The 14,133-nt window shown below is 49.9% G+C and carries 14 protein-coding genes; 7 read left to right on the top strand and 7 right to left on the bottom strand.

Annotation, left to right across the window (positions count from 1 at the left end; all coding sequences use genetic code 11):
* Window positions 1–90 precede the first annotated feature (90 nt).
* On the bottom strand, window positions 91–324 hold the full coding sequence (locus ACTRXD_RS18175; RefSeq protein ID WP_442433198.1) for a transposase: 234 nt from the start codon (window positions 322–324) through the stop codon (window positions 91–93).
* 576 nt (window positions 325–900) lie between these two features.
* Between ACTRXD_RS18175 and ACTRXD_RS18170 the strand changes: the two genes are divergently transcribed.
* From ACTRXD_RS18170 to ACTRXD_RS18160, 3 genes are all read left to right on the top strand, one after another.
* A complete protein-coding gene (locus ACTRXD_RS18170; protein WP_442433197.1) occupies window positions 901–2,739 on the top strand; it encodes a mechanosensitive ion channel family protein in 1,839 nt (612 codons plus the stop codon).
* A 217-nt stretch (window positions 2,740–2,956) separates the two neighbouring features.
* Entirely contained in the window at window positions 2,957–3,535 is a 579-nt protein-coding gene (locus tag ACTRXD_RS18165; RefSeq protein WP_442433196.1) for a DUF4136 domain-containing protein, read from the top strand.
* Window positions 3,536–4,071: 536 nt separating this feature from the next.
* Window positions 4,072–4,770, top strand: coding sequence for a DUF3313 domain-containing protein (locus ACTRXD_RS18160; RefSeq protein WP_442433195.1), 699 nt, complete (start codon window positions 4,072–4,074; stop codon window positions 4,768–4,770).
* A gap of 389 nt (window positions 4,771–5,159) precedes the next feature.
* Here ACTRXD_RS18160 and ACTRXD_RS18155 read toward each other — a convergent pair whose 3' ends face one another.
* A complete protein-coding gene (locus tag ACTRXD_RS18155; protein WP_442433194.1) occupies window positions 5,160–6,638 on the bottom strand; it encodes a transglycosylase SLT domain-containing protein in 1,479 nt (492 codons plus the stop codon).
* A 500-nt stretch (window positions 6,639–7,138) separates the two neighbouring features.
* Between ACTRXD_RS18155 and ACTRXD_RS18150 the strand changes: the two genes are divergently transcribed.
* The 3 genes from ACTRXD_RS18150 (at window position 7,139) to ACTRXD_RS18140 (ending at window position 10,116) form a co-directional block, all read left to right on the top strand.
* Complete coding sequence (locus ACTRXD_RS18150; protein ID WP_442433193.1) at window positions 7,139–7,978, top strand: neuromedin U; 840 nt, start codon at window positions 7,139–7,141, stop codon at window positions 7,976–7,978.
* Between the two features lie 181 nt (window positions 7,979–8,159).
* Window positions 8,160–9,467 carry a hypothetical protein gene (locus tag ACTRXD_RS18145; RefSeq protein ID WP_442433192.1) on the top strand — a complete coding sequence of 436 codons (1,308 nt, stop codon included), beginning with the start codon at window positions 8,160–8,162 and terminating at the stop codon, window positions 9,465–9,467.
* A 376-nt stretch (window positions 9,468–9,843) separates the two neighbouring features.
* Window positions 9,844–10,116 carry a hypothetical protein gene (locus ACTRXD_RS18140; RefSeq protein ID WP_442433191.1) on the top strand — a complete coding sequence of 91 codons (273 nt, stop codon included), beginning with the start codon at window positions 9,844–9,846 and terminating at the stop codon, window positions 10,114–10,116.
* Between the two features lie 255 nt (window positions 10,117–10,371).
* Here the strand turns inward: ACTRXD_RS18140 and ACTRXD_RS18135 are convergent, their stop codons facing one another.
* The 5 genes from ACTRXD_RS18135 to ACTRXD_RS18115 all read right to left on the bottom strand — a co-directional run bounded on the left by ACTRXD_RS18135 (window position 10,372) and on the right by ACTRXD_RS18115 (window position 13,362).
* A complete protein-coding gene (locus ACTRXD_RS18135) occupies window positions 10,372–10,929 on the bottom strand; it encodes a hypothetical protein (RefSeq protein WP_442433190.1) in 558 nt (185 codons plus the stop codon).
* A gap of 210 nt (window positions 10,930–11,139) precedes the next feature.
* Entirely contained in the window at window positions 11,140–11,367 is a 228-nt protein-coding gene (locus tag ACTRXD_RS18130; RefSeq protein WP_442433189.1) for a hypothetical protein, read from the bottom strand.
* A 376-nt stretch (window positions 11,368–11,743) separates the two neighbouring features.
* Window positions 11,744–12,268, bottom strand: coding sequence for a hypothetical protein (locus tag ACTRXD_RS18125; RefSeq protein WP_442433188.1), 525 nt, complete (start codon window positions 12,266–12,268; stop codon window positions 11,744–11,746).
* Window positions 12,269–12,308: 40 nt separating this feature from the next.
* On the bottom strand, window positions 12,309–12,779 hold the full coding sequence (locus ACTRXD_RS18120) for a glycine zipper domain-containing protein (protein WP_442433187.1): 471 nt from the start codon (window positions 12,777–12,779) through the stop codon (window positions 12,309–12,311).
* Between the two features lie 37 nt (window positions 12,780–12,816).
* Window positions 12,817–13,362, bottom strand: coding sequence for a hypothetical protein (locus ACTRXD_RS18115; protein ID WP_442433186.1), 546 nt, complete (start codon window positions 13,360–13,362; stop codon window positions 12,817–12,819).
* 397 nt (window positions 13,363–13,759) lie between these two features.
* On the opposite strand from ACTRXD_RS18115, the gene ACTRXD_RS18110 reads away from it, so the two are divergent.
* Window positions 13,760–13,888, top strand: a complete 129-nt coding sequence (locus tag ACTRXD_RS18110) for a hypothetical protein (protein ID WP_442433185.1) — start codon at window positions 13,760–13,762, stop codon at window positions 13,886–13,888.
* The last annotated feature ends 245 nt before the right edge of the window (window positions 13,889–14,133 follow it).

The following is a 14,133-nucleotide window of genomic DNA, read 5'->3' as shown; positions in this document are numbered from 1 at the left end:
TCACCGGCTTGGAGTTTCTCGGCTGGCGTCTGAAACGCCAATTTTGCGTGGACGTTGATTTAGCCTTAACTTCACGTGGACTAACTCCTCTTAAAGATACCAACCCAGATCAGTCCCTTTGGGAAAATACTGACGGACCAACAGATTGGTATTTTCATTCGTTTCTCGTTGCCAGGGACTATGTGGATCACAACGACAGACTTTCACCTTTATCCCTGCCTTTAATGGCTTATTTGCTGACATTTCCATCCCTCGACCCCACGTCAGGGAACGACCGGAATTGGCGAGCAAGCTGAGCACTTGGGGAATCGGCGCATTCACCATTGGCCATATGTTTTCCCGTGCCCTTGGCGAGAAGCGTCAACCTGGACTGCCCATCGGTACTCGCACCCTTGGCGCGACCCCCGCACGATGCGAGTGAATGAGTTGTCGTGCACCCCCCTCAGGTACCAAACCTTATTGTAGGCTTCGCCATTTTCCATTTTAATTCCGGGTGAAAGTTTAACTGTCCCGATTCTTTTTGATAGCCTTCACACAGGGGCAAACCTCCTTAGACTTCTGATCCGTCAAATCTATGTATAAGCCACGATTAAGAGCTTCTTATCCCTTTTTACTTTATCGATCAGGACTTGATTAGCGTTGGATTGTGCATCTTCAGCCAGAATCGGCGTCACGCACACCTCCGCTGTTGCACAATAGAAATATGAAACAGAACTTACTGTGTTCTCTCGATAGTGGCCGATAAAGATGTCCCAAAGACTCCGTTTTTACCCTCCTTAAACAAAAGGATCCGATAGTTGATGGAAAATAATTGAATGTCAGGAATTCAAACCAATATTTTAGCACCTTCGACACGATCCATAACTTGAAAAAGGAAAATGCGCAAAAGGAGGAAAATGTATGAACGTGAGAAAGGGAAAACAACGGGTGAGGACTTTTATGTGTCAGGTGTTGGCACTGGTGATCGGTCTGTCCTTGACTGCCATGTTGGAAGGCTTTGCTCTCGGACAGCCCACGTTGAAGGAAATCGTGGCAGGAAAGGAGCACTCGACAAATGAGGAAGTAGAACAAGACAAGAGCGAAGATACGACAAACTCGAAACTCCCAATTCCGGATGACCCATTCGGTCGTGGGACTCCGCGTGGCACAGTGGAAGGTTTTCTAACCGCCGGCAGTGAGGGTCAGTACGAACGCGCCGCAGAATATTTGGATTTTCGTTACCTGCCAGGAGGGATTGCCCAAATCCCGCAGCCATATCTCGCCAGGCAATTCGAAATCGTACTGGATCGGGCTCTTTGGATCGATCCTACCGATTTGAGCATGGATGCGACCGGCAAGCAAGAAGACGGCTTACCCTCCTATCGTGACTCGGTGGGACAAATTGAGGTGAGAGGACAAACCATCGATATTTTCCTCCAGCGGGTGCCCCGCGAAGATGGAGTATTTATCTGGAAATTTTCCAATGCGACCGTCACTCAAGTCCCAGGGTTGTACCAAGAATACGGATACGGGTACCTGGAAAATATCTTTCCGGACGCCTTTTTCGATCTTAAGATCCTGGGGATAGAAATCTGGCTGTGGGTCGGCCTCCTGACCATCGCCATCGTGGCTTATGGGGCGGCGTATGCCGTCACTTCCTTGATGTACCTTTTTGTCCGCTCTCGCCCATCCCCTTCCCGCGATCAATTGTCACGCCTGGTGAAAGGTCCCGGACGCTTTCTTCTGTTTCTCCTCATAGGGAGAGTCTTGATTGAATATATTAATCCTCCCATTTGGTTTCAAGCAGTTCTTCAGGCACGAACGGTGATGACCATTGCCCTCGTCTGGACGATATTTTGTATGGTGGATTTTATGCTGGCCCAATTAACCCAGCGATTCGAACGGCAGGGAAAAAGTTCTGCGGTAGTCATTTTATCCCCGTTGGGAACGGGTCTCAAAACCCTTTTTGTCATTATCGCCCTATTAGTCTGGCTCGATAATCTGGGATTTGAAGTGACCACTATTCTAGCAGGGCTCGGCATCGGAGGGGTGGCGGTGGCCTTGGCCCTGCAAAAGCCCATTGAAAACCTGATTTCGGCCATCACCTTGTACACCTCGCAACCGGTGGCCGTGGGAGACTTTTGCCGGTTCGGCGATAACATCGGCACGGTTGAGGAGATCGGGTTGCGAGCGACGAAAATTCGAACACTCGATAATACGATCATCACTGTTCCTAACGTCGACTTCGCTCAAACGCAACTGGAAAACTATTCGAAGAGAAAAAAAATTTGGTATCACCCGCAGGTTCGATTGCGCCATGAAACAACTCCGGACCAGATACGTTTCATTCTCGTTGAAATCCGAAAGCTTTTGTACGCCCATCCCAAAGTCCTTCCCGACCCGGCCAGGATTCGTTTCCAGGAGTTTGGCTCATTTTCTTTTAACCTTGAAATCTTTGCTTATGTCGACGTCACGGATTATGGAGAATTTCTCGAGGTGGCTGAAGATCTGAACCTTCGCATCATGGACATTGTGCAGAAAGCGGGTTCAAGCTTCGCACTGCCTTCACAAACTCTTTACATGGAAAAGGGAAAAGGGCCGGACACCCATTTGGGGGATGCAGCCGAAGCTCAAGTCAAGGAGTGGCGGGAACAGCAGGCACTGTATCTTCCGAATTTCCCATTGGATAAGATCGCCGAACTCCGAGGGACGTTAGAATATCCTCCGCCGGGTTCACCGGTTTCAGCTACCTCTTCTTAGGGTAGAATGAGGAATATGGTCCGTAGAGTAAAAATCTTAGCAAAAGAAATCAATTAAAGTTTCGTGCCACTTAAGAGCTTACGCCGCTTGAACCGATAGGCGCATGTATGGCATCTTTTCGGACTTTTACCACTCAAGGGTACAGGAGATTCTTCCTGAACGATAAATCTGCTGAGGTTATCGGTGTTGAGATTTTAAAAAAAAGGAAACCCCATGCATGCAGGCTATAAAAATACTGAAAATCAGAGAGTTTATCAGCATTCTTCTTCTATTGCCGGTGACGGGCTGCATATCCAAAGTATATATCGATTACGATAAACACGCGGATTTCACGCAGTACCAGACCTATGCGTGGAAAGAAGGAACACCGACTAAAAACCCACAGATGGATCGCCGAATCATCACAGCTATCGATAAACAACTGATCGGAAAAGGATTCCAAAAAGTGGACACCAATCCGGACATGGTTGTCTCCTATCACGCGGCCACGACGAAGGAGGTGAGCTATACCACATCCTCAATGGGGTACGGCTATGGTCCTGCCGGGGGAACGACCTACGGTCGGTACGGTGGAGGACTCGGAATGTGGGGAGTGGGTCTTTCATCCGGAACCGCAACGCCGGTAACGGTAGTCAAAGGCACGCTGATCGTGGACATTTTCGATGCTGAGAAGAAATCATTGCTTTGGAGAGGCACCGCGAATGATACGGTTCATGCCGATCCCGAAAAAGTTGAAGGCCAGATTCATACAGCCACCACCGACATGTTCAACAAGTTCCCTCCACCCGCCAAGTGATATGGCATCCAACGTACGACGATTTAATCCATGGGTACATTCTAATCGGATCGCTTCATTCCAATTCGCTCCATTATCGGAATGGAATCGAACAATAAACCAAAGATAAGCAGGATGTGCTTACTCTCTGAAAGTCCTTTCACCCTTTCCAGGCAAAGACTTTCTGATCTTCAGTACACCGCTCCGTGAGGTCTTTCCTCCGGTACCCATAGGGCAAAACTCAACCGATCGATCATGGTGATATCTAGATTTCCCTATGCACGACAGGCATGAAATTGTCACGTACATTGAATTCGAAGCGCCATGAGAATTTTTCTTATACTTTGGCACTGATCCTTATGATCCGCATCAGCCGCACCGCATGGTATAGAAAAGAGTTTTTTACGCAAAGTGACAATCACACATATTTTTCTTCCCGCAATCCATTCTGCCGCTTGAGCGACGAGGAGAACAAGCGGGAGAAGGAAGAACAACAGGATGGATTTCTACAGTTTTCAAATTTATCAAAACATGGGTCGAAACAAAGGAGAGCATTCATGCTTATGACAGAGCGATTTCTTCTGGCATTTTTTCTTGTAACCATGACGGCCTGTGCGACCACTCAACAGGCAAACACGGTCGAAAGATCCGGGTTTCTCGATGATTATTCGAGACTTCAAAAAGGCACGGGAGACAGTGAAGCCCTTCTGCGATACGTCAACCCGGTTGCCGAATGGAAACAATATACCAAGGTGATGATTGACCCAATTCAAATCTGGATAGGAGAGGGATCTTCTCTTCGAACTATCCCCCAAGAAGACCGCATTCGGTTGACCTCTCTCCTCCAGGGCGAATTACGCAATGCGTTATTGGCAGATTACCGGATTGTTCGTGAGGCCGGACCTCATGTCATGCGTCTTAGTGTGGCACTCACAGAAGCCGAAGCCTCACATACGGTATTAGATACCATTTCCAGCGTCCTTCCGACAGGATATCTTTTTTCCGGCACAAAATCTCTCGCAACAGGAACCGGAACGTTTGTGGGCAGCGCCAGCATAGAAGCCAAAATTACCGATGCAGACCTGGGCACGCTTTTGGCCGCTGCTGTCGATCGTCGGGGCGGTGCAAAATCGTTGTCAGGAGTCACCTCAGAATGGGATGACGTCGAAGAATCATTTCAATACTGGGCCAATACTCTCCGCTATCGCCTGTGTCAATGGCGCGACGAACACAGTTGCGTGCAACCCACGGAATAAGCTTCGAGAAGGAGCGAAGTATCGTCCCTTGAGCAAGACAAGAAATTATCGAAGACATTCTGCTGAATAGGAGGTAACGCGTATCGCAGGACAACGGTCACAATTACACCGATTGAGACGTACAAAAAACTGGTGGGACAATTTGTCGCCGCCTATCAATAGAACCTCGGCTGGTTCATTTCTGAAGAACCTGGATCTCCAGTTTCATGGATGGTCTCATGGGACCAATGTTACTTGCCAGAATATTTGATCCATCCGTTCATACCCAGACGGGACCCTGTTGATCACGGCTACATGCTAAAGCATTGTTAGCATAAACTCGCAGGGAGTCATCCCCGGCTTCCAGTCACTCAAGAACGGCCTATTGTGATCAGTGCCTTTCATGAAGCTTACTGTTGCACCGTGGATTTCATGGACTCCTTTTCCAGAATCAGACGATACGCAATAAAGTATTTGTAGATATTACTCACGTATTGTACGGTTTCGCGACCAATACGTTTCGCGGCAACAATCTCCACATTTTTAAACCACTTATTCGAATTCAAGCCCATCGAGGGCGCCTCAGTCCGGAGTTTTGCGATCCTGGCAGGGCCCGCATTATATGAAGCTATCGCAAAGAGCCACTGGTTTAACAGGCTCATATTTGAGTCCTTAAAATACCGGTCATGCAGGAAATGCAAGTATTTGACTCCGGCATGAATATTGGGTTCAAGCTTATTAATATTGGGAATATTCACGTGTGGATCCCGGGCGGTACTGGGCAAAAGCTGCATCACACCGATTGCCCCTGCAGAACTTCGCTTCCGTTGGTCCAACATAGACTCCTGGTAACCGAGAGCCATGGCGAGCACCCAATCAAATCCATATGGCTTGGCGGTCTTTTCAAACATGTGCATGAGGCTTTGGAATTTCTTGCGTTCTTGCGTGGCCAGGGCATGTTTGACGTAGGTGGTGTTTTTTAAATACCGGGTGAATAAGATATTGCCGATTAAGGTGCCCTTCTTATTGTTTCTGACAAACCTGTTGATGACCTTTTTCAGCTTTGGACTGTTTTTGCGAAAGGCCCAAGCGATCTCCCCGTCCGTATTGACGGCAATGTCCGGATGCAACCGGATATTCTCAAAAATTTTTGCCCAAAATTCCGCCTTGGGGCTATCCATGACAAGCATCGGCAATAAACCCGCGTTCACCATTTCTAGAAGATCTTCGTCCTCAAGGTTTTCTTCCTCGGGAATGAGTGTAAGCTCCGGTTTCCCTGCAATGCGAAACGAGGCATTCAGGCGAACAAGGTGTTCGTAAAAACTACTGGACTTTCGCACATGAATGGCCTTACCGGCCAGATCGTCGAGACTGGAAAGAGAAGGACTACTAGGCCCCGTGACAATAATCTCCCGAACATTGGTGAGGACCGGCTCGGAAAAATCAATGAGTGTCTTTCGTTCGGGTGTAACCGTGAGGCCTCCAGCGGCAATATCACCAACTCCTTTGAGCAGGTTCGGAATAAGCTCATCACGGTTCACAGGAATGAAGACGAACTGAACCTGCACGATCTTCCGCTTCAAATCTTCGTTAATCTGCTTTTCAAATATTTTCATAAGATCGTAGGTGAGCCCACGCTGTCTGCCGCCGTCCAAAAAGTAATATGTTTTGCTAAAGGGAACAAGCACCCGAATTTGATTGCGGGTGATCATCCCGTCCCAATCACCTGTCCAGGGCTTTAGAGCCTGACGGAACTTCGCCCCGAACCGGTCATCTTCCATCTTTTGAGAAGCCCATGTTTCAGGCGCAAAGATAAGGAACAGGAGAGATGCCATCAGCGCAAGACAGGAGAGACACCTGGTTGTTTGTCGCGGTAGAACCATCCTCATAGACTGCGAGCCTATCATGTACAATTTCAGATATGCCATTATGAATCGTTCGATTTCCGAAATCCAATACGATAGTGAGTCGATATCAATCAACGCAACGGTCCAGAGCCGTGCCTGGTTATGACAACAGAGACTATAGATTTTCGGGAAGGATTCAATCCATGGTGAACATGTTGGAGGCAGGATGGAAACCTCTCATCCGCTATCCCCTTGGCAACAGCAATGAACTCTTCCTTCTTCGTCCTTTTAATTTTTTATTGTGAATCCATTTTGGCATGGTTCTGACGTATCCACGCTTACGGTTTTTATTTTACGCAAGGCGATAAACCCAATCGGGAAGTGGGAGGTTCCTCCCGTCGTAGTCAAACCTTGAATGAGAGATAATGTTCACCAACCCTGCTAAACTACACGACAAATAGTGGTCTCATCTCCTCATATTTTCCCCTGATTTTAGGTGAACAACACCTCAACTGAGGTGTCGTTGCGCAAAAGGAATAGTGTTGATCTCTCAAATCACATTCAAAAGTTGGTTCATTGCGGGAGTGATTATTGGATTCCTCGGGAGTCAACCAGCGCATGCAGAAGATATTGAGCAACTGGCCAAAGAAGTGGAAAACCCCGTGTCGGATCTCGTGCGGGCGGGGTTTACCAATTCTACCTTTTTCGGGGCTGGGGCCAACAATCATCTCTTTAACACCTTCAATCTTCAGATCTCTACCACAAGAAGATTTGGCGACTGGGCTCTCCTTAACCGGCTGGCCATTCCCCTTCCCTACTTACCCGCCAATGCCATAATGGATAAAACGGGAAGTCTTGCCGGTTTAGGAGATATTGCGTATACGGGATTCCTGGCCCGTGACGAATCCAAGCGACGGTTCAAACTGATTGGTGGTTTTGGACCAACATTTATTTTAAATACGGCAACGGATGATCGCCTGGGTTCGGGGAAATGGAGTGTGGGTCCAACTCTGGCGTTCGTCAGCCTACCGGATCCCTGGGTGGTGGGTGCCATCATCGGAAACTTCTGGTCGTTTGCAGGGGATACACAACGCCAAAAGGTCAATTTGTTTTTGGTTGAGCCTTTTGTCAATTATAATTTCCCCAATGGTTGGTATGTGACGTCTACCCCGTCGATCACTGCGAATTGGGAGGCGGAGGAAAAGCGGAATCGCTGGAGAGTACCCATTGGAGGCGGAGTCGGAAAGGTGATGTTTCGTGGAGAAAAACGCCCGATTAATCTCAAACTCCAGGGATTTTATTTTCTGGAAAAACAAGATCGGTCAGCTGACTGGACGCTCCAACTCCAATTTCAAATCCTGTTCCCGGATAAACCCGCCTAACTGACCGCCACCGAATTTCCCCCTCCCACTCTCGGCAATCCGCTTTTTTAGACCTTCCTTACAATTGAAGCCATGGCCCTTTCTGTTTGAGTTTGGAAGAATGGAAATTGTCGGGAGCTTTCAATATACTTCATCGTCCGGCAGAGGGACGTGTTTCCCGGAAGTGGGAAGGTGAAGATGAATGTCTGAATTTTTGGCTGCGTATTCCGTCTTTTTTCGAACAGGCCTGGTGGGGTTTGTACTCATGGCTTGGCCTTGTCTTCATGAGATGGCCGTGGTGTTCGCTCAAGGCGGTGCCGATAGCGTGATCGAACAGGCTACACCACAAGCCGGGAAAAAAGCGGTCGAAAAGGTCACTGAAAAAACCATGGAGAAGGTCGCCGAAAAAGCTGCCGAGAAAGCGGTCGAGAAAGCCACCGAAAAAAGCGTCGAGAAAGTCGTTGAGAAGGCGGCCCAAAAAGCTATGGAAAAAGCGGTTCAGAAGGCCACTGAAACGACCTTGCAAAAAGCGGCCGCAAAAGCCGCCCAAGAAGAGATGGCCCAAGCGGAGCTCACGGCCAAACGCCCGGAGGAATTCAAAGGGCCGACCACCGTACACTTTATGGTGTTTGTCGTAGATATCGATGACATTGATGATGCGGCCCAAAACTTCACCGCCAATGTGTATCTGCGTCTTCGTTGGAAAGATGCACGCTTAGCCAATCCCGAAGGGGCGATACGCCAAATTTCTCTTTCGGAAGTGTGGAATCCCAGACTGTTGCTTGCCAACCAACAAGGAGTTGTTCCGCACTCATTGCCTGAAATAGTGCAGGTTCACCCTGATGGAACGGTCATGTATCATCAACGCTACACGGGGAAGTTATCTCAACGGTTGATGCTGGCTGATTTTCCCAGGGATAGTCATACCTTCACGATCCAATTTGTGGCAGCCGGTTATCAGGCCGACGAATTGACGTTTGAGCCTGAGTCCGTCAGAAATATTCGTGGCGGGTCCATGGCCAACACCTTGTCATTGGCGGACTGGAAGATTCTGTCGTTCGAAACAGTCGTGGCCCCCTACAGTCCCATTGAAGAGATACGTACCGCAGGATTTGCGTTTCAATTCCAGGCCAAACGCTATGTCACGTATTATCTCTGGCAGGTGGTGTTACCACTGGCGGTCGTCGTCATCATGTCGTGGGCGGCCTTCTGGATCGGACGAGAGCACATCGGCGTCCGGATCGCGGTGGCGACGAGTTCCATTCTGACTCTCATCGCGCATCGCTTTGTCCTGGCCAGCCTCCTTCCCCGTCTTCCCTATATGACCCACCTGGACTATTTCACCGTCGGGAGTACACTCCTGGTGCTCCTGGCGTTGATCACGGTGATCGCGACAGGCTTTCTTGCTGCTCATGGGCACAATCGCCAGGCGCAAAGAATCGACCTTTTGGCTCGGGGAACTTTTCCTGGCGCATTTTTGCTCTTGTTACTTTGGTTTATGGTTGGATGATCCGGAGGTGGCAGAGGCACACCATAAGAATGTTGTGAAAAGGCCTCCAACCCAGATCGCACGAATCCATCCTGGATTCTCATACTCTTTCTCCCATCCCAAGAGTAAAGGAACACACCTCATGCGGGCTTAATCCAGAAAAAGTGCGAACCGCCCTGGCAAGGGACGACTGGCGAATTCCCGCGTTCGATCACATCCTCAAGGTATCTGATGGGAACCTTCACATGACGTTCTAGTATTTGGTCCTTGATTGCCTCTTTCCTGATGATGAAAGGCCCAACGATCTACCGGATACAGAATCACCTTGGAGAACAAATAAAAAATGCTGCCGGCAAATTAGACATCACGGTTAACAATCAGGAGTGGAGGGAAAAAGATGAACGTACGGTTATGGTGGGTGGTTTTTGCTCTGCTGTCAGCTTGTGGTCCTACACAGCAATGGGTCAAGCCCGGCGCGACAGAGGCCGACTTACGTTCAGCGATTACTCAATGTGATCGGGAGAACCGTCATTTTAATCAGGAAGGCATCTCGCATTTTGGCCCGGAAGATGAAACCATCCAACCAAGAAACTATCGCAGAGGTGGAGGGGACATGATGAGGGAGAAATGCCTGCAGGGCCACGGTTGGGCGCTGGAATGGGTCGAGTGAACGAACTGGCTTCAATCACAAAGTGACAAGGGTTTCAGGCTTGTTCGAATTTATTTCCTGCTTCATTGCCACCCCATCTTCATGCGGGGATTGCAAGATTCGGTTACGCCGACTCGGCAGGATAGGGGCCCTGCAAACAGGGCCCCGGATGCGAAGATGCGAAGGGTATTATTCTCCTATAAGAAGGGACACCCATTGCCGTCAATTCATTGCATGGAGCAATAGGACAATTTACAAACCACAAGCATTCTCATTTTAATCTGCACAGACTATTCGGTGTCTCACTGGAGGATATTCGACATCTCTTTGGCTGGAGTAGTCAGGGTCTTCCCCGGTTTCCCAAATTTTGATACATTTTGCATTCACATACAGGAGATTTTCTCTGGGACCAAACACGTTGACCAAGGCTTTTCGTGTTCCCTCTACTTTCCCTTCAAAAAGGAATTTATTTCCGCGAGTGGTGTAAAATTCCTTTTCTCGTTTTCCGATAAATCGGATAAGAAAATGTTGATCGGTATCGGGTTTCCCGTTCTGTGGAATTTGATCAACGTTAGATTTTGGATAGGGTAGCCATTTGGCTAACACCAGGTACCCTTCGGGTGTTTGCTCTATGCTTACGACGGCTCCTGCCAGTTTGGTTTCCTGGCCCACGTATTTTTCTGAATTTCCAGCCATTTCCTCGAACTGGGAGTTGGTTGTGACAATCTTTGCCCCCTTGTCTTTAGGGAACACATCAGTCTCTGCGTGTGTGGTGTATGCATTTTGCAAACCCACTAACCCCAATATGCCAAGTACGATAATCCCTTTTCTCATGAAGATCCTCCTTTGTGTTAAACAAAAAGCCCTGACAATGCTGACAAAAACAAAATGCGATTGATTCCGGTTGCATAGGGATTTTTTTTCATAATGAGAGTCCAAGCCTAGCTCGAACTTATTGCAGCCGGGTCAAGAGCTTGTTACGGCATTGTTAACTTTCAGGGATCAATTCAGCCATTGCAATCCGACCTGATGGATACACCGGATTCAATGGTCCGTCCGCTTCGTCCCTGCCTTCAGCCAATCTTCACCGGTCGTGAAGCACTTCGCGCAGGTCTTCTGTAGGCTCTGTCGCGGCATGCGATCGGCATAGGCGAGCTCCGCCTCACGAATAGACCGGTCAGCTTGGATTCCAACATGATCGATCTGTATCTCTCGTTCTATGCCTGAATGATATTTCGCCGCACCAAGGGCAGGATGGTTGCCCTTGTTCACTGGACCATACCGGCTATCTGCCTCCTTAGGGTATGATCACCGATGGGAAAGTGCACGATGCAATCGTGCGTGCCAACCGGTCTGTGCTCCTGACACCATGATCCTCAAGGCCATGAAAGGGGCTACCGGCTTGTCAAGGAATGGACCGGAACCAAACCGTGATTCTCCAGGCGGCTAAAAGGGAGTGCGTATGTTGAGATGGTGATGTGGGCATAGCCGCGCACCGCTCCTTTTTAAAGGTTCAACCCATCCGGAGATTCGGATGAGTTTTGACTCCACCGCGTATAATTTGACCGCCTTATTCCAAATCTGAGGACGTACCAAAAATGAATATTCATGCGGGAGAATCCCTGTCGATTGCCAGGGACCTTCCGCTTTAGCCGACCTTATAACCTTTTCCCTCCATGCATGTACGATGGGCACGATCAAACGTGTCACGCGTGCGCTGGTTCCGGGCTCCGGCCTGTTGGACGTCCTGCTGATACTCCTGCTCAGCCGCCCGCTGTCCCATCAAGCCCAACCCGCCGCCGGCAGCGGCACCGATGGCTGCGCCCATACCCGGATCGCCCGCAATGGCCCCTCCGATCGCTCCGAGCGCCGCGCCCCCCATTGCGCCGAACAACGCACCGCCGCCGGATGGCGGAGGTGGTGCGGGGGCCAGGTCCGGATGTTCGGGATCGTAGCCCGTTTGCTGTTTGGCCCATTTGTAACACGTAAAGTCGTCCTGCTCCTGCTGCTCCGGACTCTGCCCCTTTTCCGGAAACACAAAGGTCTTCGCCTGCGGAGGAGGCGCAGAGTCAACAGGATAAGCCGATGGCGCTGGCCCGCCCTGCTGAGCGCCCACACAACCTGCCAGCATGACCGCGCATGACAGAATAACACACGACTGCTGTACCCTCATCTATCTTCTCCTTTATGTATTCGATCAAGGACCTACTGCCCTACCCGATTTTGTACCCTTTGGCTTCCATACAAACGTTGTGCGCACGGTCAAAGGTGGCGCGGGTCTGCTGGTTTTTGGCTGAGGCTTCTTGGACCTCTTCCTGATACCCACGCTCAGCCCGACGTTGTCGCATCATGCCCAGCCCGCCGCCGGCAGCAGCCCCGATCGCCGCACCTTCACCGGCATTGCCGGCGATGGCTCCCCCGATTGCTCCGAGTGCGGCACCCCCCATTGCTCCACGCATTCCACCACCGCCGGATGGAGGCGGCGGCGCGGCAGCCAGGTTCGGATGTTCCGGATCGTAACCGGTCTGCTCCTTGGCCCACTTGTAACACGTAAAGTCGTCTAACTCCTGCTGTTCCGGACTTTGTCCTTTTTCGGGGAACACAAACGTCTGCGCTTGCAAGGGAGGGGCAAGAAGAAGCAACCCCGGTCCAAACATCAGCCCCATGATCAAATACCTACGCATCGATGCCTCCACAAGTAGAGAATGAATTGTTTCGCGCTTATTTCTTGTCGGGAATATGATAGGTCAAATTGGGCCACACCGCGACTCCCTCTCCGAGTTGTTGGGCGGATTCAACACCACTGACCATCGTAATTTCCCGCGCCTGGATCTTCGAAATCATTTCGCCTTCACCTGTAATGCCGGCAAACTTGCCGGTGCCGCCGGTGATCGTAAACGTTCCCCGGCATCCTTCCACATCGCCGGTGCAATTGAATTCTGCAAAGACACGATTTCCCTGCTCACCCGTGATGACACACTTGGCATGGCCTGTTTTCGTTCCCTTTTTCAAATCAGCGTCCACGGTGCCGGGACAAACGATCGAGGCGGCATGCATCGGTCCTTTGCCGTCATCCACCAACATCACCCCGCTGTATACGGCGACCATATACACTTGATCAGGCCCAACGGGAAATGCAAAGCCTACCCCTTTCCACGGAGACATCGCTTTGACACTGCCTTCCTCTGCATGCCCAACCCCGCTCAGCATCAACGTGACTGCAATAAGAACTGTCATCGTCACGATTCCGCTCACCAATCGCTTCATGGATTCTTCCTCCTTGGTTTATATAAAAATGTAACGGATGCGCGCCAATATACCAAACATTTTCACCAGAGGAAAAGCTGGATCTCCCCCTCATCACAAATTATGGTGTTACCAAACAGTGCAATCTAATTGGAGCGTCCACCTTTGGAAAGAAAATAACGGCAGGCGATTCCCAAAAAAACTAATCTCATTGCAGCCTCATAAACATGAGCCTGCAACACAAGCCGACCATTTTGATTGCGGTATCCCCTCATTCTTTCTAATCATGTGTTCCATACGGTTCATCACATGAGGTTCCCCAAAGAGTCTTTGGGAATCTTGCAAAGTACATGGCCTGGGCCCGAACTTCCTGTTCAATACCGCCACGAATGATCGCTTGGAAAACGGAGAATGAAGTATGGGGCAATTTTCGACCGACGCCATATTCAATGTGGGTGAGGACTGGGGCCACGCCGGTGACTCCAACCAAGAAATTTCCGTTCAAGGCTCCGGCGCACTGAAGATTGTGACGGTGGAAGTCAAATAACTCCCAAACGATCTCGACGGTGGGTTAAAAACTCCTGGGTGCGCTGGCCCGCCGGGCAGGTGCTCCTGGGCACATTGATTCGCTCAAGAGGGAGCCGCCGATCCGTCCCGGACCTCCTACCTGCCGAACCAGTCATTGCACAATCCGACGACCAGAAGGAAGCCACTATGAAATCAAAAATAAAAACGCTAAAATCCTCATCCAAACGCTGTCAGTCGGTTCGGATAGCCATAATTTCATAATCT

It is taken from the genome of Nitrospira sp. T9 (genome assembly GCF_052156535.1).
Taxonomy (GTDB): domain Bacteria; phylum Nitrospirota; class Nitrospiria; order Nitrospirales; family UBA8639; genus Nitrospira_E.
Note: the sequence above shows the minus strand (reverse complement) of the source record. Positions and strands in the feature narration are given on the sequence as shown.